General features: G+C 69.7%; 16 protein-coding genes and 1 pseudogene. 8 read left to right on the forward strand and 9 right to left on the reverse strand.

Annotated elements, in window-relative coordinates:
- The 3 genes and pseudogenes from ASF45_RS35495 to ASF45_RS21005 form a co-directional block, all read left to right on the forward strand.
- On the forward strand, positions 1-255 hold a 255-nt coding region (locus ASF45_RS35495), incomplete at both ends, for an enolase C-terminal domain-like protein (protein WP_304440569.1).
- A 1-nt stretch (position 256) separates the two neighbouring features.
- Positions 257-409 (forward strand): annotated as a pseudogene (gene gudD, locus ASF45_RS35500) (glucarate dehydratase); the annotation flags it as partial.
- A 15-nt stretch (positions 410-424) separates the two neighbouring features.
- Positions 425-1861 carry an aldehyde dehydrogenase family protein gene (locus ASF45_RS21005; protein ID WP_056667366.1) on the forward strand — a complete coding sequence of 479 codons (1437 nt, stop codon included), beginning with the start codon at positions 425-427 and terminating at the stop codon, positions 1859-1861.
- A gap of 80 nt (positions 1862-1941) precedes the next feature.
- On the opposite strand, the gene ASF45_RS21010 is transcribed toward ASF45_RS21005, so the two are convergent.
- The 3 genes from ASF45_RS21010 to ASF45_RS21020 all read right to left on the reverse strand — a co-directional run bounded on the left by ASF45_RS21010 (position 1942) and on the right by ASF45_RS21020 (position 7014).
- The gene (locus tag ASF45_RS21010; protein WP_056667369.1) at positions 1942-3009 is read right to left on the reverse strand and encodes an Ldh family oxidoreductase; all 1068 of its coding nucleotides are present in this window, start codon (positions 3007-3009) and stop codon (positions 1942-1944) included.
- Positions 3010-3373: 364 nt separating this feature from the next.
- Positions 3374-5329 (reverse strand): secretin N-terminal domain-containing protein, encoded by a 1956-nt coding sequence (locus ASF45_RS21015; protein WP_156473120.1) that lies wholly within the window; start codon positions 5327-5329, stop codon positions 3374-3376.
- 173 nt (positions 5330-5502) lie between these two features.
- On the reverse strand, positions 5503-7014 hold the full coding sequence (locus ASF45_RS21020; protein WP_056667378.1) for a glycine betaine ABC transporter substrate-binding protein: 1512 nt from the start codon (positions 7012-7014) through the stop codon (positions 5503-5505).
- Positions 7015-7182: 168 nt separating this feature from the next.
- Here ASF45_RS21020 and ASF45_RS21025 point away from each other — a divergent pair, with 168 nt between their 5' ends.
- Entirely contained in the window at positions 7183-8307 is a 1125-nt protein-coding gene (locus tag ASF45_RS21025; protein ID WP_056667380.1) for an ROK family protein, read from the forward strand.
- Positions 8308-8315: 8 nt separating this feature from the next.
- Here the strand turns inward: ASF45_RS21025 and ASF45_RS21030 are convergent, their stop codons facing one another.
- From ASF45_RS21030 to ASF45_RS21055, 6 genes are all read right to left on the reverse strand, one after another.
- Positions 8316-12425 carry a PAS domain-containing hybrid sensor histidine kinase/response regulator gene (locus ASF45_RS21030; protein WP_162244040.1) on the reverse strand — a complete coding sequence of 1370 codons (4110 nt, stop codon included), beginning with the start codon at positions 12423-12425 and terminating at the stop codon, positions 8316-8318.
- Positions 12426-12591: 166 nt separating this feature from the next.
- Positions 12592-13509 (reverse strand): hydroxymethylglutaryl-CoA lyase, encoded by a 918-nt coding sequence (locus ASF45_RS21035; protein ID WP_056667450.1) that lies wholly within the window; start codon positions 13507-13509, stop codon positions 12592-12594.
- Positions 13510-13514: 5 nt separating this feature from the next.
- Entirely contained in the window at positions 13515-14489 is a 975-nt protein-coding gene (locus tag ASF45_RS21040; RefSeq protein WP_056667387.1) for a tripartite tricarboxylate transporter substrate binding protein, read from the reverse strand.
- Between the two features lie 41 nt (positions 14490-14530).
- A complete protein-coding gene (locus tag ASF45_RS21045) occupies positions 14531-15745 on the reverse strand; it encodes a CaiB/BaiF CoA transferase family protein (RefSeq protein ID WP_369802152.1) in 1215 nt (404 codons plus the stop codon).
- Complete coding sequence (locus ASF45_RS21050) at positions 15742-16389, reverse strand: GntR family transcriptional regulator (RefSeq protein ID WP_056667393.1); 648 nt, start codon at positions 16387-16389, stop codon at positions 15742-15744. The genes ASF45_RS21045 and ASF45_RS21050 overlap by 4 nt, the downstream gene beginning before the upstream one ends.
- A gap of 88 nt (positions 16390-16477) precedes the next feature.
- Complete coding sequence (locus tag ASF45_RS21055; protein WP_200932186.1) at positions 16478-17923, reverse strand: short-chain fatty acyl-CoA regulator family protein; 1446 nt, start codon at positions 17921-17923, stop codon at positions 16478-16480.
- 116 nt (positions 17924-18039) lie between these two features.
- Here ASF45_RS21055 and scpA point away from each other — a divergent pair, with 116 nt between their 5' ends.
- Genes scpA through meaB form a run of 4 tightly spaced genes read left to right on the forward strand, consistent with a single transcriptional unit; the run spans position 18040 to position 21924 of the window.
- Positions 18040-20190: a methylmalonyl-CoA mutase gene (scpA, locus tag ASF45_RS21060; RefSeq protein WP_056667396.1), complete on the forward strand. Its 2151-nt coding sequence runs from the start codon at positions 18040-18042 to the stop codon at positions 20188-20190.
- Between the two features lie 30 nt (positions 20191-20220).
- Positions 20221-20508: a hypothetical protein gene (locus ASF45_RS21065; RefSeq protein ID WP_156473122.1), complete on the forward strand. Its 288-nt coding sequence runs from the start codon at positions 20221-20223 to the stop codon at positions 20506-20508.
- A complete protein-coding gene (locus ASF45_RS21070; protein WP_156473123.1) occupies positions 20489-20908 on the forward strand; it encodes a PIN domain-containing protein in 420 nt (139 codons plus the stop codon). Before ASF45_RS21065 ends, ASF45_RS21070 begins: the two co-directional genes overlap by 20 nt.
- 2 nt (positions 20909-20910) lie before the next feature.
- Complete coding sequence (gene meaB, locus ASF45_RS21075; protein ID WP_056667408.1) at positions 20911-21924, forward strand: methylmalonyl Co-A mutase-associated GTPase MeaB; 1014 nt, start codon at positions 20911-20913, stop codon at positions 21922-21924.
- Positions 21925-21927 lie beyond the last annotated feature (3 nt).

Consider the following 21927-nt stretch of genomic DNA (forward strand, 5'->3'; position numbering starts at 1 on the left):
TTCGACGTCTCGCTGGCCATGTTCACGCACGTGGGCGCGGCCGCACCGGGCAAGGTCACGGCCATCGACACGCACTGGATCTGGCAGGACGGCCAGCGCCTCACGAAAGAGCCCTTCAGGATCGAGGGCGGCTACGTGCAGGTTCCCAAGAAGCCGGGCCTGGGCGTGGAGCTGGACATGGCCGAGGTCGAGAAGGCGCACCGGCTGTACCTGCAGCATGGCCTGGGTTCTCGCGACGACGGCGTGGCCATGCAGNGGCCTGGGCGTGGAGCTGGACATGGCCGAGGTCGAGAAGGCGCACCGGCTGTACCTGCAGCATGGCCTGGGTTCTCGCGACGACGGCGTGGCCATGCAGTACCTCATCCCGAACTGGAAGTTCGACAACAAGCGGCCCTGCATGGTCCGCTGAACCTGGAGTCAATCGATGCAAAACCATGACAACCTGATCAACGGCGAATGGGTCGCGGGCAAGAGCTACAGCCCCAACCTGAACCCCAGCAACCTGGCCGACGTGCTGGGCCAGTACACCCAGGGCGATGCGGCCCAGGTGGATGCGGCCGTGGCCGCCGCCACCGCCGCCTTCCCGGCCTGGGCCACGGGTTCGGTGCAGGCACGCAGCGACGCGCTGGACAAGATCGGCACCGAGATCCTGGCACGCAAGGAAGAGCTGGGCACGCTGCTGGCGCGCGAGGAAGGCAAGACCCGAGCCGAGGGCATTGGCGAGGCCACGCGCGCGGGCCAGATCTTCAAGTTCTTCGCCGGCGAATGCCTGCGCCTGGCTGGCGAGACGTTGCCTTCGGTGCGTCCTGGCATCGGCGTGGAGATCACGCGCGAGCCGGTCGGCGTCGTCGGCCTCATCACGCCCTGGAACTTCCCCATCGCCATCCCGGCATGGAAGATCGCCCCGGCCCTGGCCTTCGGCAACTGCGTGGTGCTCAAGCCCGCCGACCTCGTGCCGGGCAGCGCCTGGGCGCTGGCCGAGATCATCAGCCGCTCCGGCATCCCGGCGGGTGTGTTCAACCTGGTGATGGGCCGCGGCAGCGTGATCGGCAATGCGCTGGTCGGCCATGCCGGCATCCATGCCATCAGCTTCACGGGTTCGACCGGCGTCGGTCGCAACATCGCGCTGGAATGCGTGAAGTCGGGCAAGAAGGTGCAGCTGGAGATGGGCGGCAAGAACCCGCAGGTCGTGCTGGACGATGCCAACCTGGACCAGGCCGTCGAGCTGTCGGTGCAGAGCGCGTTCTACTCCACCGGCCAGCGCTGCACGGCGTCCAGCCGCCTGATCGTCACGCAAGGCATCTACCCCAAGTTCATCGAGGCGATGCAAGCCCGCATGGCCAAGATCAAGGTCGGCGATGCGCTGGCGCAGGGTACCGACATCGGCCCGGTCTCCAGCCAGAGCCAGCTCGACCAGGATCTGGAGTACATCCAGATCGGCAAGGGCGAAGGCGCGACGCTGGCCGCAGGCGGCGAACGCCTGAAGCTGGACACGGACGGCTTCTACATGTCGCCCGCGCTGTTCAGCGAGAGCGCCAAGACCATGCGCATCAACAAGGAAGAGATCTTCGGCCCGGTGGCCAGCGTGATCCGCGTGAAGGACTACGAGGAGGCCCTGGCCACAGCCAACGACACCGAGTTCGGTCTGTCCGCCGGCATCGCCACCACCAGCCTGAAGTACGCGACGCACTTCAAGCGCCACAGCCAGGCCGGCATGGTCATGGTGAACCTGCCGACGGCGGGTGTGGACTACCACGTGCCCTTTGGTGGCCGCAAGGGTTCGAGCTACGGCCCGCGCGAGCAGGGCAAGTACGCGCAGGAGTTCTTCACCACGGTGAAGACGGCCTACACGCTGGCCTGATCCCCCGCCTGCGCATGCACGGCGCGGCTGCTTCGGCAGCCGCGCCGTTCTTGCATGCGCGTCTGCTTGCCGCGCAGTGCTCAGCCGTTCGGCAGCGCAACGCCGTACTTCGCCGCCCAGGGCACGAGCGCGGGCAGGATGCTTTCGTGCAGCACCACGCCTTGTTCCACCTGGCTCTGTGCCAGCCGGTAGGCGCGTTCGCCGGGCAGGCGCACCGGCCGCTGCGCATCGGCTGGCCTGGACGCCCGGCATTGGCGCGCGACCTCGTCCATCTGCTGCGTGAACGCGGCCTGCCCGGCGAATGCCGCGGGGTCGATGACCTGCAGGAAGACGGTGGCGCCCCAGCCCTCGCGCGGATCGGCCCGGCCATGGCCGGCCAGGCCGCCAGTCAGGGCCTCGACCAGCAGCGACAGCCCGTAGCCCTTGTGGCCCGAGTCCAGGCCCCCCAGCGGCAGGATGGTGCCCTTGGGCTCGGTGAACAGCACGCCGGGGTCGTCGGACGCTTGGCCGTGCCCGTCCAGCAGCCAGGGGGCTGGCAGCTTGCCGCCTTCCTGATGCAAGCGGTTCGTGAGGCCGTTCGTGGTGGTGGAGGTGGAGATGTCCACCGAGACGGGCGTGCCGCCGGTCGGAAAGCCCGCCGAGATCGGGTTCGGCGTGAACACCGGGTCCAGGCCGCCGAACGGCGCCACGCTGGCCGAGTTCGGATCGGAACAGGTCAGCACCAGCACCAGGCCCTGTTCTGCGGCGCGGCGGTGGTAGCTCGCCAGGCTGGCGATGTGGTGGCTGCGCCGGATGACGACCGTGCCAGTGCCCTGCACCCTGGCTGTCCTTGCGGCGTGTTCCAGTGCCTGCAGCACGAGCCAGGGCCCCGGCAGCCGAAGCCCGTCCCACAGTTGGGCGGCAGGGTGCGACGACAGGACCTCGGGCTCGCCTTCCAGACGCATGCTGCCCTTCTCGATCTCGGCCAGGTACGGCGCGAGCAGTTGCAGGCCATGCGTGGTGTGGCCCATGAGATCGCCATCCACCAGCACGGCGGCGACGGCATCCGCCTTGTCGTGCGGCATTCCGGCGCGGACCAGCAGGCCGTGCGCGAAGGTGGTGAGTTGCCGGGCGTCGAGGCGCTGGCGTGAAGAGGTGGTGGTTTCCATGCCGGTACCTGAAGCGGGTTCATTGGGGGGGCTGCCGATGCCAAAGTGTACGGAGAACAACCTGGACTTCGGGCGTGTTGACCGGCGCGTTGTCGAAGCGGACTTCGATGGCGGCGACCTGGGCAGCGAGGCCGGCGTGCTGTTGCTGAGGCGCGCGGATCACCACCTGGGCCTGCGCGCTTGGGCCGCTCGCGCGCTGGGTGACGAGCGCCAGCGCGGCAAGGTGGATCGTTCACCTGGATTGTTCATTCACGCTGGCAAGCGCGCCAACACCGACGGCACAGAAAGTGCCGGTGACGATTCAGAACAACCGCCTGCTTTCCCGTTGCCTGGTTCAACGCGACGCCGGCGGGCGTCACCAGGGTCAGTTGCCGGGCGCGCGCGGCAGCAATGGCGGGCCGGACTCCTGGGGCAGCAGGTGGATGTCCGCCGGCAGGGCCTGCTGCTGGGCGCGGATGTAGTCGTAGCGGTCCAGCGACAGCGCGCTGCTGGCGCCCGCATCGGCCATCACGATCGGCCGCAGGAAGACGATCAGGTTGGTCTTCTTGCGCGAGCGGCTGATGCTGCGGAACAGGGTGCCGAGCACAGGGATGTCGGCCACCGCGGGCACCTGTGCGGCGCTGTCGGCGTAGCTGTCCTCGATCAGCCCGCCCAGCACGATGATCTTGCCGTTGTTGACCACCACGTTGGATTCGATGGAGCGCTTGTTGGTGGTCGGCCCGAGCGTGCTGCTGGTGGACACCACCGACGAGGACTCCTGGTAGATCGCCATGCGGATGTTGCCGTTCTGCCCGATCTGCGGCCGGATGCGCAGCGTGATGCCCACGTCCTTGCGCTCCACGGTCTGGAACGGGTTGCTGCTGCTGGTGCTGGTGTACGAGCCCGTGACGAAGGGCACGTTCTGGCCCACCACGATCTTGGCCTCCTCGTTGTCCAGCGTGACCAGGTTGGCGGTGGACAGGATGTTGGTGCCCGCCATCGACTCCAGCGCGACCGCCACCGTCCCCAGCGTCAGCGAGGTGCTGCTGCTGATGTCGAAAAGCTTGCTCCACTGCACGCCCAGGTCCACGCTCCTGCTGGCGTCCACCTCCACCACCAGCGACTCCACGTAGAGCTGGGCGCGGCGCGCGTCCAGCTGTTCGATGACCAGGCGCATCTCCTGGAAGCGGGGCTCGGGCGCGCTGATGATCAGCGCGTTGCTGGCCGGGTCGGCCTGGACCTCGCCGCCGGTGGACGGCTGGGCGGTGGCGGTCACCGCGGCCGTGGACTGCGATGTGCCGGTGCTGCCCTCGGTGCTGCTGGCCGGGATGCCGGCGCTGACCTTGGATGCAGCCGCCGGCGCGGTCGATGCGCTGGCGCGGTTGCCGCCCGCGGTGTCCGCCGGGAAGGCCGCCCGCAGCACCTGGGCCAGGCGGGTGGCGTCGGTGTTCTTCAGGTAGACCACGTGGACGTTGGCGTTCTTGCGCGGGTGGTCGAGCCGGGCCACCAGCGCGCGGATGAAGGCCAGCTGCACCGGGTTGGGCGCGCGCACCAACAGGCTGTTGCTCTGGGGATCGGCCAGGATGGACGCGCCGGTGCCGGCGCCTGCGGATCCGCCCGCACCGGCAGGCGTGGCCGTTGCGGCGCCGGTGGTGGAGGCGTTCGCACTGGCCGCGGTGCCGGCGGTCTCGGTCAGGCGTTGCACGGTGGCCGCCAGATCGGCCGCCACCGCATGCTGCAGGGGCATGACTTCCACATCGGTGGCGCTGGGCGTGTCCAGCGCAGCGATGAGGGTGCGCAGCCGTGCCAGGTTGCTGGCGTAGTCGGTGACCACCAGCGTGTTGTTGCCGGCGTTGACGCTCAGCACATTGTTCGGGCTGATGAGTGGCCGCAGGGTCGGGACCAGGTTGTTCGCGTTCTCATGGCTGAGCCGGAAGATCTCGGTCACGATCTGGTCGCCGCGCAGCGGGCCCGCCCCCGCCTGGACCGAGGTGGCCTGCAGCTTGCCCTCGGCTTCGGGGACGATCTTGTACAGGCCTGCCGCCTCCACCACGGTGTAGCCCCGCATGCGCACGGCGGCCTGGAACTGCTCCCAGGCCCGGGCCGGCGTGACCGATGTTTCCGAATGCAGCGACAGCGTGCCCTGGACGCGCGCATCCACCACGATGTTGCGTCCGGTGATCACGCTTAGCGTGCGTGCCACGCCGGCGATGTCGGCGTCGGTGAAGTCCAGGGTGACGGTGTTCGGCAGCGGTTGGCCGCTGGCCAGGGCGGGTGGCAGGCCCAGGCCGCACAGCAACAGCAAGGCCCCGAGGCGAGAGAGGCTGGGAACAGATCTCATGGGGTGAGGCAGGCGCGCAAAAAGCCGTCGGAACGGCGAGCGCCGCATTCTGGGCAGCCGGTGTGCTGCCCCTGTGTGGCGCGTGTATAGCTTTGCGAAGAAGCGTGCTGCGGTGTGCGTTCGGTGCGCTAGCCGTCACGGGCCCGCGCGGGGCCGGACCATCGGATGCCGGCTCAGCGCCGCCAGCGGCGCAGCACCCACTCCAGCAGCTCGAACACTGCCTCGCTCAGCAGTGCCAGCCCCGCGGCGGGCAATGCGCCGGCCAGCAGCAATTGCTTGTCGTTGAGCGCCAGGCCCGTCACGATGCGCTCGCCGAAACCGCCTGCGCCGATGAAGGCCGCGATGGTGGCGGTGCCGATGGCGATCGTGGTGGCCGTGCGCACGCCCGCGACCAGGGTGGGCAGGGCCAACGGCAACTGCACCAGGCGCAGGTTCTGCCCCGGCGTCATGCCCAGGGCGGTGCCGGCCTGCTTGAGTCCGTCGGACACGTCCGCCAGCCCCGTCACGGCGTTGCGCATGATGGGCAGCAGCGAATACAGGGTCAGCGCGATCAGCGCGGGCAGCGTGCCGATGGTGCCGATCGCCGAGATCAGCACGGCCAGCAGCGCCAGCGAGGGCACGGTCTGCAGCAGGCCGGCCGCGCCCAGCACCAGCGCGCGCAGCCGCAGGTGCGGGAACACCCAGATGGCGACCGGCACGCCGATCAAGGTGGCCAGGCCCACCGACACGGCCACAAGCAGCAGGTGCTGGCGCGCGAGGCGGGCTAGGTCGGGGCCGAACAGGCGGGCCATGAAGCCGCTGGCGTGGTCCGATGCCGCCGCGCCGCCGGCAAGGAAATCGCGTGCGATGCGGTCGAAGCCCTGGCCCTGCAACTCGGCGCGCGCGTTCATGGCGATCATGGCGCGCTCGTCGATGCGGCCTTCCAGGGTCTGCAGCGCAGCCCAGGCCTGGGGCAGGCGCTGCGGCACGTCGAGCCGGTACAGCACCACTGCGTCGTAGCGCGGGAAGTAGGCGCGGTCGTCTTCCAGCACCAGAAGGCCCAGGTGGTCGATCTTGGCGTCGGTGGTGTAGATGTCGATCACGTCGACCTGGCCAGCCGTCACGGCGTCGTAGGCCAGCCCATGGTCCAGTCCCGTGGGCTGCTGCGGCAACGTGTATCGCTTCGCCACGCCGCGCCAGCCGTCGGCACGGCCGATGAACTCGTTGGACAGCCCGAACTTCAGGGCCGGGTGGCTTGCCAGGTCGCTGAGCCGGCGGATGCCCAGGCGCTCGGCCTCGCTGGCGCGCATGGCGAGCGCGTAGCCGTCGTTGAAGCCGAGCGGGATGGCCACGCCCAGGCCCAGCGGCGCCAGCGCGGCCTGCATGGCCTCGCGCGCGAGCGGCGTGGGGCTGCGCAGGATTTCCGCCGAGATGGTGCCGGTGTACTCGGCGTACAGGTCGATCGCGCCCGAGCGCAGTGCCTCGTAGACGATGGCGGTGTTGCCCAGTCCTTGGCGCACGGTGGGCGCGCTGCGCAGCTGCGGCGCGGCCGTCTGGGCCAGGATCTCGGCCAGGATATAGGACTCGGTGAAGCGCTTGGAGCCGACGCGCAATGCGCCTTCGTCGGCGGCGGACGCTGCGCTGGATGCGAAGAGCAACACCAGCACGACCCAGACAGCAGAGAACACGTGGCGCGCAGCAGGCATCGGGCCAGTGTAGTGGTGGGCCGCGTGCGCGTCATGGGCAGGCGTCCTACGTGCGAATGCGTGCCCGGCCCATGTGCGGCGCGCGCGCCTTCCCGCGGCCGTGGTTGCTGGCGCACTGCAAGATCGTGGCGCGCCGCATCCACAAGGTACAGACAAGGAAACGCATCCATGAGCAAGAAGGAGACCCGCAAGCCCAAGCCGGCCGGAAAGCCCAAGAAGCGCCACATGCCCAGCGTGGTGGGTGCACACCATGGCACGGCGAGTCTGGAGACGCTCGACATCGCGGGCTACAACCTGGAGGTGTCGGACGAGGACGGCTTCGTGGGCGACCGTGCGAGCCAGACGGCCTTCCGCAAGCTGCTCGATGTCTGGCGCAAGCGCTGCCGCGACAAGGGCCGCGACGATCCGCTCGGCAAGCTGCCTTCGGCCCAGCTCAGCAAGAAGACGCTCGACCGCGCCCTGCATGGCCCGGCCGCCTCGGAGGCCGGCGACATCGTGCGCGGCGCGATCGAGGAGTTCGCGGTCGAGCTGACGGACGTGATCGAGCGCTTCATGCGCCAGAAGGCCTGGAGCGGGGTGCAGCGCATCGTGATCGGCGGCGGTTTTCCCGAGAGCGAGGTCGGTGAGCTCGCGATCCTGCAGGCGGCAGCGCTGTGCCAGGTGGCCGAGATCCCGGTGGAGCTGGCGCGCCTGCGCCACGAGCCCGACGACGGTGGCCTGATCGGCTGGGTGCACCTGGCGCCGCCGCATTTCGCCCTGCACGCGGATGCGTTGCTGGCGCTGGACATCGGCGGCACGAATGTGCGCTGCGGCATCGTGAAGTTCCGGCGCGACAAGGCGGCGGACCTCTCGCGCGCCAAGGTCGTGCGCCGTGCCAAGTGGCGCCATGCGGACGACGAGCCCAGCCGCACGGCGCTCGTCGACGGGCTGGTGGCCATGCTCACGGACATGATCGCCTGGGCCGAGCGCCGGCGCATCCGGCTCGCGCCCTTCGTCGGCATCGCCTGCCCCGGGCTGATCCGCGAGGACGGCAGCATCGCGCGCGGCGCGCAGAACCTGCCTGGCAACTGGGCGGCCGACACCTTCCACCTGCCCACGGCGTTGCGCGAGAAGCTGCCCGTGGTCGGCAAGGAAGCGACCCAGGTGCTCATGCACAACGACGCCGTGGTGCAGGGCCTGTCGGAACTGCCGTTCATGCGCGATGTGAAGCGCTGGGCCGTGCTGACCATCGGCACGGGCTTGGGCAACGCCAGCTATGTGAACAAGGGGCCGCGGGCCCAGCCGGCCGACTGAGAGCGGCGCTACCCGGTGGCCTGGCGCAGCGCGGCCAGCGCGGCCTCGAAGTCGTAGTCGGCCACGGCCTGGGACACCGCCGCGTAGTGCGGCCCGAGCGCTGCGCCCAGCGCGGCCTGGTGCTCGGCCAGCAGTTCGGCGGCCTCGGCATCGTCCTGCTCCAGCAGCTGGGCCAGGCGCTGCAGCAGCGCCTGCCGGGCAGGGCCCGCGGCGGGCGCGGGCATGTCGGCGCCAGGCGCCGCGGCCGGCACCAGATGCGGGCGCAGCGCGTCGAGCAGCGCGTGCAGACTGGCAGCGGCCGCCGCCAGCGTGGCGTCGACGGCGGGACGCGGCTGGCGCTCGCGCAGTGCCTCCTCGAGCGCGGCGGCATGCTGCTGCAGGTCGTGCGCGCCGATGTTGCCGGCCACGCCCTTGAGCGTGTGCGCCAGGCGCTCGGCCGTGGCCGGGTCCTCGTCCTGCAGCGCCTGCACGATGGCCTCGGGCACCAGAGACTGGCCCGCAGCGAACTTCTCCAGCAGCTGGCGGTACAGCGCCTGCTTGCCCATCACGCGGCGCAGGCCCGATGCAACATCCAGTCCGGCGACCACGGGCAGGCCGGGCGGCTCGGCGGATGACGTGGGGCCGGGCGCGGGGCCGGCGGCGGCATCGCTGCCAAGGCCGGCGCGCGGCTTGAGCCAGCGCGCCAGCGCCAGCCACATGGCATCGGGCTCGATGGGCTTGGCGATGAAGTCCTGCATGCCCGCCTGCAGGCAGCGGTCGCGATCGGCCTGCATGGCGTTGGCCGTCATGGCCAGGACTGGCATGCCGTCGTGGGCCGGATCCTCGCGCAGCAGCCGCGTGGCGGTCACGCCGTCCATGACCGGCATCTGCATGTCCATGAGCACCAGGTCGTAGGGCGGCGTGCGCGCGGCCTGGGCCTGCACCATGTCGATGGCCATGCGGCCGTTGTCGGCGATGTCGACGGCGAAGCCGGCGTCGCGCAGCAGTTCGCCCGCGACCTGCTGGTTGAGGTCGTTGTCCTCCACCAGCAGGATGCGTGCGCCGCGCATGCCGCGCAGTGCATCGAGCGCGCTGCTGCGGCTGGCGGTCGCCGGGATGGCGGCGGGGAGCGCGGCGCCACGGCTGGCACGCATCATGGTGTCCAGCAACACGGACGCGCTGACCGGCTTGAGCACCAGGTGCTGGATGCCGGCCTGCTGGGCGCCCTGGACGATTTCCTCGCGGCCATAGGCGGTCACGATCATGAATTCGGGCTGGCGCCCGAGCGCCAGCGCGCGAATGGCCTCGGCGGTCTGCAGGCCGTCCATGCCGGGCATGCGCCAGTCCAGCATGGCGAAGTCGAAGGGCTGGCCGGCGTCGGCCGCGTCGCGCGCGGCCAGCACGGCCTGCGCGCCCGAGTGCACGGTGGTGACCTTGAGCGACATGTGCTCGAGCATCTCGCCCAGCACGGCGGCGGCATGCTCGTTGTCGTCCACCACGAGCGCGCGCTGGCCGCGCAGGTCGACCAGCGGCAGCGCCGCCGCCGCGCGGCGCTCCCCCAGACCCAGCCTGGCCGTGAACCAGAACACCGAGCCCTGGCCCAGTTCGCTGCGCACGCCGACCTCGCCGCCCATCAGCGCGGCCAACTGCTTGCTGATGGCCAGGCCCAGGCCGGTGCCGCCGTAGCGGCGGGTGGTGGAGGTGTCGGCCTGCTCGAAACTGCGGAACAGGCGGGCCATCTGTTCTTCCGACAGGCCGATGCCGGTGTCGCGCACCTCGAAGCGCAGCACCGCCTGCGGTCCGGTGCCCCCCTGCACGCTGTGCAGGCTGTCCACGCGCACCACGATGCCGACCTCGCCCTGTTCGGTGAACTTGATGGCGTTGTTGACGTAGTTGATGAGGATCTGGCCCAGCCGCAAGGGATCGCCAATGAGCTGCTGCGGCACGTCGGGCGCCACGTCGAACACCAGCTCCAGGTTCTTGGCCGTGGCCTTGTCGGCTACCACGCCGGAGACGGTGGCCATCATGCCGTCCAGTTCGAAGGGCGTCGACTCCACGTCCAGCTTGCCGGCCTCGACCTTGGAGAAGTCCAGGATGTCGTTGAGGATGCCCAGCAAGTGCTGGCCCGACTGCTGGATCTTGGCGATGTAGTCGCGCTGGCGCGGTGTCAGTTCGGTCTTCAGCGCCAGGTGCGACATGCCGATGATGGCGTTCATGGGCGTGCGGATCTCATGGCTCATGTTGGCCAGGAAATCGCTCTTGGCGCGGCTGGCCGCGCCGGCATCGTCGCGCGCGCGCACCAGGGCGGTCACGTCCATCTGCGCGCCGGTCATGCGGATGGCGCGGCCCTGGGCGTCGCGCTCGATGCGGCTGTGGGTCTGCAGGACACGGATGCTGCCGTCGGGCAGCAGGATGCTGAACTCGTCGCGGTGGGTCAAGGCCTCGGGGTCGTTCAGCGCACCGAAGAAGCTCTTGCCGGTACGCTCCTGGTCTTGCTCGACCAGGCGCTTGTTCCAGGTCCAGTAGCTGCGGTCGGTCGTGCCTTCCAGGCCCCACAGGCGCTCGAGCTGCGGGCTCCAATAGTGTTCGTTGGTGACGAGATCCAGGTCGAACAGGCCGATGCCGCCCGCGTCCTGCGCCACGTTGAGCCGCGCGCTGGCCTTGTGCAAGGCTTCCTGGGTCTTGTTCTGGTCCAGCATGTCGACCACCACGCCCACCATGCCGGCAGACGAGCCGTCCGGCCGCGCGATGGCACTGGCCGAGTAGAGCGTGGGGTGCAGCTTGCCGTCGGCGAAGTGGAACTCCTCTTCGCGCTGGAAGGTCCCGCGGCCGTGCACGAGCGCCAGCTGCTCCTGCTGCAGCTGGCGGGCGCGGTCCTCGTCCATGGCGCCGAGCGCCAGTCCGTCCTGACCCAGCAGCTGCGCCGGGTCGGCACCGAAGGCGTGGCCGAATGCCGTGTTGATGCCCAGGAAGCGCGCTCGTGCGTCCTTGTAGAACATGGGCGTGGGCACCGCGTCGAGCACCGATTGCAGGAAGGCCGCATGCTCGGCGCCGACCTGCAGCGCGGCGTGGCGGTGCCGTGCCATCTGGCTCAGCGAGCGGCTCGCCAGCAGGATCAGCAGCAGGCCCAGCGCCGCCACGATGCCGGTGACCGTGCGGTGCAGCTGGCGCATGGGCGCGACCGCGTCCATCGCGCTGAGCGTGAGGAGCTGGTAGCCGGGCTCGGACAGGTCGGCGCGTTCCACCACATAGGGTGTGTCGTTGACCAGCCAGTGGTTGGCATGCAGCAGTTGCCCGGGCCGCTGCACGGCCAGCATGGCTGGCGCGGCCGCGGTGGGGGGGATGGGCGCTGCGGGCGGCGCGTGGGCTTCGCCGGCCAGCGCGCCAACGCGGTGCAGCACGAAGTCCGGCCGCGAGGAGGCCAGCACCATGCCGTCGCCGTCGACGATGGCGGCGATGCGCTGGCCGGCCAGCATCTCGTTCATGGTGCCGGTGTCCAGCCGCACGACCACGGCACCGAAGGTACCGTCGTTGGCGTCCACCCGGCTGGCTACGTAGAAGCCGGGGTGGCGGCCGTCGCTGCCCATGTCGAAACGCCGCCCCACGCCCTCGAGCAGCACCTGGTAGAAGTAGTCGCGGTCGCCGTAGCTGGCGCCCAGCAGGCCGCCGGGCTCGGTCCAGTCGCCGCTGGCGATCACGGTGCCCGAGCGGTTGACCACGAACATCTGGTCGTAGCTCAGGTCCTGGATCAGCCGGCGCAGGTAGTTGCCGACATTGCGCACCAGTGGGTCTTGCGACAGCGTGGCCGCGCGTTCGGCGGAGGTCTGGGCGGTCTCGATGGGCGTGTTGACGACGAAGCGGCGCGAGGCGTCGATCACGTCGACCTGGTGCGCGGCCATGTTGGAGACGCTGCCGAGCTCCACGAACATGCGGTCGATCAGCCGCCCCGTGGCCGAGGCGTCCAGCCGGGCGCCATCGGCAAGGTTCTCGACCTGGGCCCCGACGATGCGGCTGGACAGCAGGTGGCCCGCGAGGAAGGTGGCCAGCAGCCAGGCCAGCGCCGCCACGGCTGTCCACAGGTGGATGGGCCGCAAGGCAGGCGGGGCGTCGGCGGGTGTCGGCGCTGGCGATGGCGGCATGCAATGGCTCCGTTGGCGGCGAGGTGGTGCGCATGGCTCCTGCCGCCGCCGACACATCTTGCCTCAAGGACTTGTGCGCACGGTGACCGCAGGGCCTGCGGGTGGCACCGTTTGTAGCAAATCTGCCGCGGCGCGCGACGGGGCCGGGCGTGTATGCGCTGGCTGCTCAGCCGGCGAAGCTGCGTGGCAGCACGGCCACGGCCGTGGCACCGCGCAGCGTCTCGCCGGGCAGCGCGTCGGCCAGCAGCTGGCGGGCCGCGACCAGCGCCGCATGCCGGATGCCGGTGGCATGGCCCATGTTGGCGAGCATGAAGACCAGGTCTTCGGTCACGATGTTGCCGGATGCGCCCGGTGCGAAGGGGCAGCCGCCCAGGCCGCCCAGGCAGCTGTCGAATGCGCGGATGCCTTCGTCCAGGCCGGCCAGGGCATTGGCCAGGCCCATGCCCATGGTGTCGTGCAGGTGCAGCTTGGACAGGCGCGGACCGACGGCGGCGCGCACGGCGCGCACCGTGGCACGCACCTGGGCCGGGTTGGCGTAGCCCACGGTGTCGGCCAGGGCGATGGTGTCGGCGCCCGTGGCGGCCAGCGCCGCGGCCACGTCCACCACCCGCTGCAGCGGCACCTGGCCTTCCATGGAGCAGCCGAACGCGGTGGCAGCGGCGACGTCGATGCGCATGGGGCGCGCCTGTGCCCGCACCCAGTCCACGGCCGAGCGCACCATCTCGATCTGGGCGTCCGTGCCCTTGTTCACATTGGCGCGGCTGTGCGTGTCGCTGACCGAGATCGGGATCGCGACCACGTGGGCGCCGGCGGCGTGGGCCGCCACCACCCCGCGCAGGTTGCCGGCCAGCGCGCAGACCGTGAGGCCTTCGATCGCCAGGGCGCCGCGGACCACGGCGGCGGTGTCGGCCATCTGCGGCACGCGCTCGGGCGAGACGAAGCTGCCGACCTCGATCTCGCGCAGGCCGGCTTGCGCGAGTTGGCGGATCCAGCGCAGCTTGACCTCGGTGGGCAGGATGTCGCGCGCCATCTGCAGGCCGTCGCGCGGGCCGACCTCGCAGACGGTGACGGTGTCGTTCGCCATGGTGTTCACTCGACCTTGATGTGGGCGCTCTGGATCACGGCGCGGTTCTTCTGGATGTCGGCTTTGACCATGGCGGCGAACTCCTCGGCGGAGATGGGCTGCGGCTCCAGGCCGTTGCCCTGCAGCGCGCTGCGCACGTCGGGCATGGCCAGGATCTTGTTGAAGTCGGCGTTCAGGCGCTGCAGCAGCGGCTGCGGCAGGCCGGCCGGCGCGAAGATGCCGTAGAAGGTCACGAAGTCGGCATGCCGCAGGCCGGCCTCGGCGACGGTGGGCACATCGGGCACGGCGGCCACGCGCCCGGGCGAGGTCACGGCCAGCGCGCGCATCTTGCCGGACTTGAGCAGCGTGGTGGCCGAGGAGATCGAAGTGGCTGCCATCGCGAGGTGGCCGCCCATCACGTCGGCCAGCGCCGGTGTCGAGCCCTTGTAGGGCACGTGCTGGGCCTTGAAGCCGGCCGCGCCCTGCAGCAGCTCCATGCTGATGTGGGCGCCGCCGCCCGTGCCCGAGGTGCCGTAGCTGACGGTGCCGGGCGCGGCCTTGGCGGCCTGCACCATGTCGTTCAGGCTCCTGTAGGGCGAGTTCTCGGGCACGACCAGGATCATGGGCGTGGTGGCGACCAGGGCCACCGGCGTGAGGTCCTTGATGGGGTCGTAGGCCACCTTGAGCAGCAGCGGGATCAACGAGACGTTGTCGGTCTGGCCGACCACGAGGTCGTAACCGGCCGGGCTGGCGCGCGCGGCCTCGGCCAGGCCCAGCGCGGTGCCGGCGCCGGGCTTGTTGTCCGGCACCATGGACCAGCCGTTCATCTCGGCCAGCTTGGTGGAGAGCAGGCGGCCGATGAAGTCGGTGCCGCCGCCGGGCGTGGACGGAATGATCATGCGGATCGGCTTGCTCGGGTAGCCGGGCGTCTGCGCGATGGCGGGCGCGGCGGCGCCCAGGGCGGCGGCGAATGCGAGCAGGTTCAGGGTGCGGCGTTGCATGTGGTTTGTCTCCTCTTCGGGCCGGGTGGTGGTGTCGGGGCTCAGCCGCGCACGGTGCCGGCGGCCAGCATGGCCTCGACCTGGGCTTCGTCGTAGCCGAGCGTGCGCAGCACGGCGCGCGTGTGCGCGCCGATGCCGGGTGGGTCGTGGCGCTTGCCGGCCTTCATGCCGTCGAACTCGATCGGCAGGGCCGCGGCGTCGATGTGGCCGCCGTCGGGCAGGTCGGTGGGCAGCAGCGCGCCGCCCTGGCGCAGGTGCACGTCGTTGACCATGTCGTGCGGTTCGCGCACGGGGCCGAAGGAGATCTGGGCGTCTTCCAGCGCACGGCACAGATCGGCCGTGTTCCAGTCCTTGAGCACTTCGGCGATGCCGGGCACCAGCCAGGCGCGCGCGGCCTCGCGGCCCACGGCGGTGGCCAGGCGCTGGTCCTCGCCCCATTGCGGCGGCATGAAGCGGCGGGCGAAGGCCCGCCATTGCGCGTCGCTGACGGCCGCCACGAAGACGCGGCCGTCGGTGGTGTCGAAGATGTCGTACACGCCCCATGGCGGCTTGCGCTCGCCGCCCTGGGGCTGGGGCGCCTGGCCGGTCAGCTGGTACTGGGCGACGAACTGGGCCACCAGCAGCAGGTTGTTCTCGAACAGGCCCGAGCGGATGTGGCGGCCACGGCCCGTGCGCGCCCGGTCGTGCAGCGCGGCCAGCGCGCCGACCACGCCGAAGGTGCCGCCCAGGATGTCGTTGGCCGAGGGCGCGACGCGGCGCGGCTGGCCCGGCGCGCCGTTGATGTAGGCCAGGCCGCCCATCATCTGCACCACCTCGTCGAGCGCCGTGCGCTGCTTGTAGGGGCCGGACAGGAAGCCCTTGAGCGAGACGTAGATCAGGCCGGGGTTCTCGCCCGACAGCGCGGCGTAGTCCAGCCCGTACTGGGCCAGGCCGCCGTCGCGGAAGTTCTCCAGCAGCATGTCGGCCTGCAGCGCGAGCCGGCGCACGACGGCCTGGCCGTCGGCGGACTTGAGGTCCACCGCCAGGCTCTGCTTGTTGCGGTTGAACACCGGGAAGTAGCCGATGCCCGAGCCCTTCAGGCGCCGCGTGTTGTCGCCCTCCAGCGGTTCGACCTTGATGACCTCGGCGCCCAGGTCGGCCAGCACCATGCCGGTGATGGGGCCCATGATCATGTGGGAGAGCTCGAGCACCTTGATGCCGCGCAGGGGCAGCGTGTCGGTGTCCATGAATGCAGGAGAAGACATGGCTTGTTTCATAGGGAGGAACGTTGGCGCGCCGCCGCGAGGGCGCCGCGCATGTGGTCGTGCATGAGCGCTGTCGCGCCCTCGGCGTCGCGCCGGCGCAGGGCTTGCAGCAGCGACCGGTGCTCGCGCAGCGAATCCTGGATGCGCCCCGCCGTGCCGAGCGAGCCGACCAGGGCCAGTTGGATCAGCCGGCGCAGGTCATTGACGAGCTGGGTCTGCCAGGGGTTGCCGGTCAGGGCCAGCAGGCGGGCGTGGAACTGGACGTTGAGCGTGTAGAACGCTGGGCCGTCGTCCACCGCCTGTTCCAGCCTGGCGTTCAGCACGTCGAGCTCGTCGAGTTCGGCCGGCGTGGCCAGGCGCGCGACGGCGGCCGCGGCATCGCCTTCCAGCAAGGCCAGCAGGTGGAACAGCTTGTCGAGGTCGGCGGCGGGCACCTCCGTGACGTAGGCGCCGCGGCGCGGCTTCATCGTGACCAGGCCTTCGGCCGCGAGCACCTTGAGTGCCTCGCGCAGCGGCGTGCGGCTGATGCCGTACTGCTCGGCCAGCCGCAATTCGTCGATCCAGCTGCCGGGCGGCAGGTCGCCACCCAGGATGCGCTGGCGCAGCAGTTCGGCGGCGTCTTCGTACAGGGGACGGGGCGAGAGGACAGCGGACATGGTTGGGAAGGGATTGGAATTCATTATTCTGAATTCATAATTATGAAAAACCCGCAGGCCGGGCCCATGCAGCTGCGGTGTTCGCCCCTCAGCCGGCCGGTGCGTAGGGCGCGAAGCGCCGCGCGTTCGGGTCGATGCTGAGCGGCCGGCCCATGGCTGGGAAGGCCCGCTGCACGCAGTTCTCGCGGTCGCAGACCTTGCAGCCCGAGCCGATCGGCACGGCGCGCTCGGCCGCGTCGGCGGCCAGGCCGTCGCCGTAGACCAGGCGGCTGGCGTGGCGCACGTCGCAGCCCAGCGCCACCGAGAAGATGCGGTGCGGCGTGCCGTAGCCGCCGCGCCGGTGCTCCACGGTGCGCGCGATCCACAGGTAGGTGCGGCCGTCCGGCATGCGGGCGAGCTGGGTCAGGATCTTGCCGGGCTGCGAAAAGGCCTCGTAGACGTTCCACAGCGGGCAGGTGCCGCCCGTGCGCGAGAAGTGGAAGTCGGCCGAGGACTGGCGCTTGGACATGTTGCCGGCCCGGTCCACACGCACGAAGAAGAACGGGATGCTCTGCGCATGCGGGTGGCGCATGGTGGAGAGCCGGTGGCCCACGGTCTCGAAGCCGACGCCGAAGCGCTCGCTGAGCAGGTCGATGTCGTAGCGCAGTTCTTCAGCCGCCTCCTGGAAGATGCGGTTGGGCAGGACCAGCGCGCCGGCGAAGTGGTTGGCAAAGCCGATGCGCGCGAGTGCGCGCGCCTCATCGGTGCTGAACTCGCTGGCCTGGATGAAGGTGTCGATCGTGGCCCCCATCTCGAAGAACGCGAGCTGCACGCCGAGCTGGAAGGCCTGTTGGGCCGGACTGAGGCCGGCGGCCAGCGTGATGGTGCGGCTGGCGGGGTCGAAGCTGCGCAGCGGCTGCTCGGCCATGGAGGAGCCCGACTCGCAGCGCACGGCAATGCCGTGCAGGCGCCGCAGCCGCTGCTCCAGTGCCGCGAACAGGTTGCCGGCACTGGCTGTGCGCGGCGGTGGAAAGCTGTCCTGCAGCTGGGCGTAGACCTGCTCGGCGCGCTCGTCCAGCTGGGCCAGCGGCTCGTGACGCGCGTAGAAGAATTCGCGCACCTCCTCGTAGGGCTGCAGCGGCGTGCCGGCCGCCGAGCCCTCGCCACCGCTGCTCTCGGCGATCAGGCCCAGCCGCTCCTCGGCCGAGCGCACGCGCTTGTGCAGCGCCAGGATGGCCTTGGAGACGGCCGGCAACTGCTGGGCCAGCATCTGCGCTTCGGCCTGCGGCACCGTGCCGGCGTCCGGCCCCTCGGCCAGCACGGCGCGCAGTTCGGCCAGCTGGCGCGTCTGCGCGTCTTCGGAGAACAGTTGCAGATCGATGCCGAAGGCCGACTGCAGGCGCAACAGCACGTTGACCGTGAGCGGCCGCTGGTTGTTCTCGATCTGGTTCAGGTAGCTGGCCGACACCTTGAGCGCCTGCGCCAGCGCGGCCTGCGTGAGGCCGCGCTGCTCGCGCAGCGTCTTGAGGTGCACGCCCATGAATGCTTTGGCCATATTCGCAAAGTTTGCATCATTGCAGGTGAGGTTTGCAATGATTGCACTTTCACTTGTTGCGTAGACGTTGCTCTTTTGCGAACATTGCGAGGCTGCAATACAAGAGGACAAGCAATATGGCACTGGATCAAGCCGATCTGCAGAAGTGGGCACAGGCGGCCGCCAAATCCGCGCCGGGCGGCGATCTGGCCGCGCTGAACTGGCTCACGCCGGATGGCATCACCGTCAAGCCGCTCTACACGGCGGCCGATCTGCAGGGTCTGCAGTACACGGACACCTTGCCCGGCTTCGCGCCCTACATCCGCGGCCCACAGGCCACCATGTACGCGGTGCGGCCCTGGACCATCCGCCAGTACGCAGGCTTCTCTACGGCCGAGGAATCCAACGCCTTCTACCGCAAGGCGCTGGCCGCGGGCGGGCAGGGCGTGTCGGTGGCCTTCGACCTGGCCACGCACCGTGGCTACGACAGCGACCACCCGCGCGTGACGGGCGACGTGGGCAAGGCCGGCGTGGCGATCGATTCGGTCGAGGACATGAAGATCCTGTTCGACCAGATCCCGCTGGACAAGGTCAGCGTGTCCATGACCATGAATGGCGCCGTGCTGCCGGTGTTGGCGGGCTACGTGGTGGCGGCGGAAGAGCAGGGCGTCTCGCAGGCGCAGTTGAGCGGAACCATCCAGAACGACATCCTGAAGGAGTTCATGGTCCGCAACACCTACATCTTCCCGCCCGAGCCGAGCATGCGGATCATCGGCGACATCATCGAGTACACGGCCAAGCACATGCCGAAGTTCAACTCGATCTCGATCTCCGGTTACCACATGCAGGAAGCCGGCGCCAACCAGGCGCTGGAGCTGGCCTTCACCTTGGCCGACGGCAAGGAGTATGTGAAAACCGCGCTGGCCAAGGGCCTGAACGTGGACGACTTCGCGGGCCGGCTCTCCTTCTTCTGGGCCATCGGCATGAACTTCTATCTGGAAGTCGCCAAGATGCGCGCGGCGCGCCTGCTGTGGCACCGCATCATGAAGGAGTTCGAGCCCAAGAACCCCAAGAGCCTGATGCTGCGCACGCACTGCCAGACCTCGGGCTGGAGCCTCACGGAGCAGGACCCCTACAACAACGTGGTGCGCACCACCATCGAGGCCATGGCCGCGGTGTTCGGCGGCACGCAGAGCCTGCACACCAACGCGCTGGACGAAGCCATCGCGCTGCCGACCGAGTTCAGCGCGCGCATCGCGCGCAACACCCAGCTCATCATCCAGGAAGAGACCCACATCACGAACGTGATCGACCCCTGGGCCGGCAGCTACATGATGGAGAAGCTGACGCAGGACATGGCCGACAAGGCCTGGGAGATCATCCAGGAGGTCGAGGCCATGGGCGGCATGACGCGCGCCGTGGACTCGGGCTGGGCCAAGCTCAAGATCGAGGCCGCCGCGGCCGACAAGCAGGCACGCATCGACTCGGGCAAGGACGTGATCGTCGGCGTCAACAAGTACAAGCTGCAGAGCGAAGACGCGATCGACAGCCTGTCCATCGACAACATGAAGGTGCGCGACGGCCAGATCGCGCGGCTGGAGAAGATCCGCGCCACGCGCGACGGCGCCAAGGTGCAGGCCGCGCTGGACGCGCTGACGGCTGCGGCCGAGAGCAACACCGGCAACCTGCTGGCGCTGTCCATCGACGCCGTGCGCGCACGCGCCACGGTGGGCGAGATCAGCGACGCGCTGGAAAAGTCCTTCGGCCGCCACCGCGCCGACACGCAGAAGGTGACCGGCGTCTACGCCGCGGCCTATGACTCGGCCGAGGGCTGGGATGCGCTCAAGAAGGAGATCGACGCCTTCGCCGAAGAGCAGGGCCGCCGCCCGCGCGTGATGATCTCCAAGCTCGGCCAGGACGGGCACGACCGCGGCGCCAAGGTCGTGGCCACGGCGTTTGCCGACCTGGGCTTCGACGTGGACATGGGCCCGCTGTTCCAGACGCCCGAGGAGTGCGCGCGCCAGGCCATCGAGAACGACGTGCACGCGGTAGGCGTCTCCACGCTGGCGGCCGGCCACAAGACGCTGGTGCCGGCCATCATCGAAGAGCTCAAGAAGCAGGGTGCGGACGACATCATCGTGTTCGTCGGCGGCGTGATCCCGCGGCAGGACTACGAGATGCTGTACGACGCCGGCGTGAAAGGCATCTATGGCCCCGGCACGCCGATTCCGGCCAGTGCCAAGGATGTGCTGGAGCAGATCCGCAAGGCGACAACCGCTGTTTTGTGATACGGTAATACCGTATTTTCGGAGTTCGCCATGGCTGTATCCGTTCGCATGGATCCCTTGCTGGAGAAGGAACTGGAGCTTGCCGCCAAGCGCCAGGGCATCACCAAGTCGCAGTTCATCATCGACGCGGTGGAGCGTGCGCTCAACCGCAAGGACCCCTACGCCCTGATGCAGCAGCTCAAGGTGGAAGAGCAGCGCCCGGACTACCAGCCGGTGGCCAACGCCTTCGAAGGCAGCGACCAGCCCTACGACACGGAAGCCTCACGCGCCGCGCTGGTGGCCAAGCTCCGCGCCAAGCATGGCCTCAGCGCTGATTGACGCCAGCGCGATGGTGGCGGCGTTTGGCCGGCAACAGCCGCATGCCGAGCGCTACCACGATCTGCTGCAACTGGCTTCGCTGGAGCGCTGGGCCCTGTCGACCACCTGGCCCTGCGTGGTCGAAGCCAGCTACCTCGTGTCGCCGCCGCAGCGCTATACCTTGTTGCAGTGGCTGGGACAGGGGGCCGTGGCCGTCTTTCCGTTCGGCCAGGAGGCACTGACGGACTTCGTGCCGCTCATGCAGCGCTACACCACCGCACCGCGCAGCGAGATGGACCTGGCCGATGCCTCGCTGGTCTGGCTGGCGGGCGAGACCGGCGTGACCCGCATCATGACCATGGACGTGCGTGACTTCTCCCGCTACCGCCTGCCCGACGGCCGCGCCTTCGACATTCTGTGAACATGCCATCCATCCCCTGGACCGAGCCGCTGCTGCGCGGCGAAGGCACTGCCCAGCGCCGCGCCATCGCCAAGGCCATCACGCTGCTGGAGTCGACCCGTGCCGACCACCGCGCCCAGGCCGACGAACTGCTGACCGCGCTGCTGCCGCACACCGGCCGCGCCTTCCGCCTGGGCATTTCGGGTGTGCCCGGCGTTGGCAAGAGCACCTTCATCGAGGCCCTGGGTCTGTACCTGATCGCCAAGGGCCACCGCGTCGCGGTGCTGACCATCGACCCTTCGTCCACCGTCTCGGGCGGCTCCATCCTGGGCGACAAGACGCGCATGGAGCAGCTCTCCGTGCACGAGCGCGCCTACATCCGGCCCAGCCCGTCGTCGGGCACGCTGGGCGGCGTGGCCGAGAAGACGCGTGAAGCCATGCTGGTCTGCGAAGCCGCCGGCTACGACGTGGTCATCGTCGAGACCGTGGGCGTGGGCCAGAGCGAGACGGCCGTGGCCGGCATGACCGACATGTTCGTGCTGCTGCAACTGCCCAACGCCGGCGATGAACTGCAGGCCATCAAGAAGGGCGTGATGGAGATCGCCGACCTCGTGGTCATCAACAAGGCCGACATCGACCCCGACGCCGCCACGCGCGCGCAGGCGCAGATCACCTCGTCGCTGCGCCTCTTGGGCATGCACGGCAACGCCGGCCATGCGCACCACGACGAGAGCCTGTGGCGCCCGCGCGCCATGCAGCTGAGCGCCCTGCGCAACGAAGGCGTCGACCGCTTCTGGGAGAAGGTCGAACACTTCCGCGCGCTGCAGACCGCCAATGGCCGGCTGGAGAGCCGGCGCCAGAAGCAGGCCCTGGCCTGGATGTGGGAACGCATCGAGACCGGCCTCAAGCAGGCCTTCCGCGCCCACCCCGCCGTGCGCGGGCAGCTGCCCGACATGGTGGCCGCCGTCACCGAAGGCCGCATCGCCGCATCCACCGCCGCGCGCCAGCTGCTGGCCAGCGCATCCGTATCGACGTGAAGA

It is taken from the genome of Pseudorhodoferax sp. Leaf265 (assembly GCF_001422365.1).
Lineage (GTDB): Bacteria > Pseudomonadota > Gammaproteobacteria > Burkholderiales > Burkholderiaceae_C > Pseudorhodoferax.

Excerpts from the sequence above, each read along its gene's own strand:
- ASF45_RS21010 (WP_056667369.1), bottom strand. The coding sequence starts at position 3,009 with ATGGAAACCACCACCTCTTCACGCCAGCGCCTCGACGCCCGGCAACTC.
- ASF45_RS21020 (WP_056667378.1), bottom strand. The coding sequence starts at position 7,014 with ATGCCTGCTGCGCGCCACGTGTTCTCTGCTGTCTGGGTCGTGCTGGTG.
- ASF45_RS21070 (WP_156473123.1), top strand. The coding sequence starts at position 20,489 with ATGGCCTCAGCGCTGATTGACGCCAGCGCGATGGTGGCGGCGTTTGGC.
- ASF45_RS21030 (WP_162244040.1), bottom strand. The coding sequence starts at position 12,425 with ATGCCGCCATCGCCAGCGCCGACACCCGCCGACGCCCCGCCTGCCTTG.
- ASF45_RS21065 (WP_156473122.1), top strand. The coding sequence starts at position 20,221 with ATGGCTGTATCCGTTCGCATGGATCCCTTGCTGGAGAAGGAACTGGAG.
- ASF45_RS21040 (WP_056667387.1), bottom strand. The coding sequence starts at position 14,489 with ATGCAACGCCGCACCCTGAACCTGCTCGCATTCGCCGCCGCCCTGGGC.
- ASF45_RS21045 (WP_369802152.1), bottom strand. The coding sequence starts at position 15,745 with ATGAAACAAGCCATGTCTTCTCCTGCATTCATGGACACCGACACGCTG.
- meaB (WP_056667408.1), top strand. The coding sequence starts at position 20,911 with ATGCCATCCATCCCCTGGACCGAGCCGCTGCTGCGCGGCGAAGGCACT.
- ASF45_RS21035 (WP_056667450.1), bottom strand. The coding sequence starts at position 13,509 with ATGGCGAACGACACCGTCACCGTCTGCGAGGTCGGCCCGCGCGACGGC.
- ASF45_RS21050 (WP_056667393.1), bottom strand. The coding sequence starts at position 16,389 with ATGTCCGCTGTCCTCTCGCCCCGTCCCCTGTACGAAGACGCCGCCGAA.
- ASF45_RS21055 (WP_200932186.1), bottom strand. The coding sequence starts at position 17,923 with ATGGCCAAAGCATTCATGGGCGTGCACCTCAAGACGCTGCGCGAGCAG.
- ASF45_RS21015 (WP_156473120.1), bottom strand. The coding sequence starts at position 5,329 with ATGAGATCTGTTCCCAGCCTCTCTCGCCTCGGGGCCTTGCTGTTGCTG.
- ASF45_RS21025 (WP_056667380.1), top strand. The coding sequence starts at position 7,183 with ATGAGCAAGAAGGAGACCCGCAAGCCCAAGCCGGCCGGAAAGCCCAAG.
- scpA (WP_056667396.1), top strand. The coding sequence starts at position 18,040 with ATGGCACTGGATCAAGCCGATCTGCAGAAGTGGGCACAGGCGGCCGCC.
- ASF45_RS21005 (WP_056667366.1), top strand. The coding sequence starts at position 425 with ATGCAAAACCATGACAACCTGATCAACGGCGAATGGGTCGCGGGCAAG.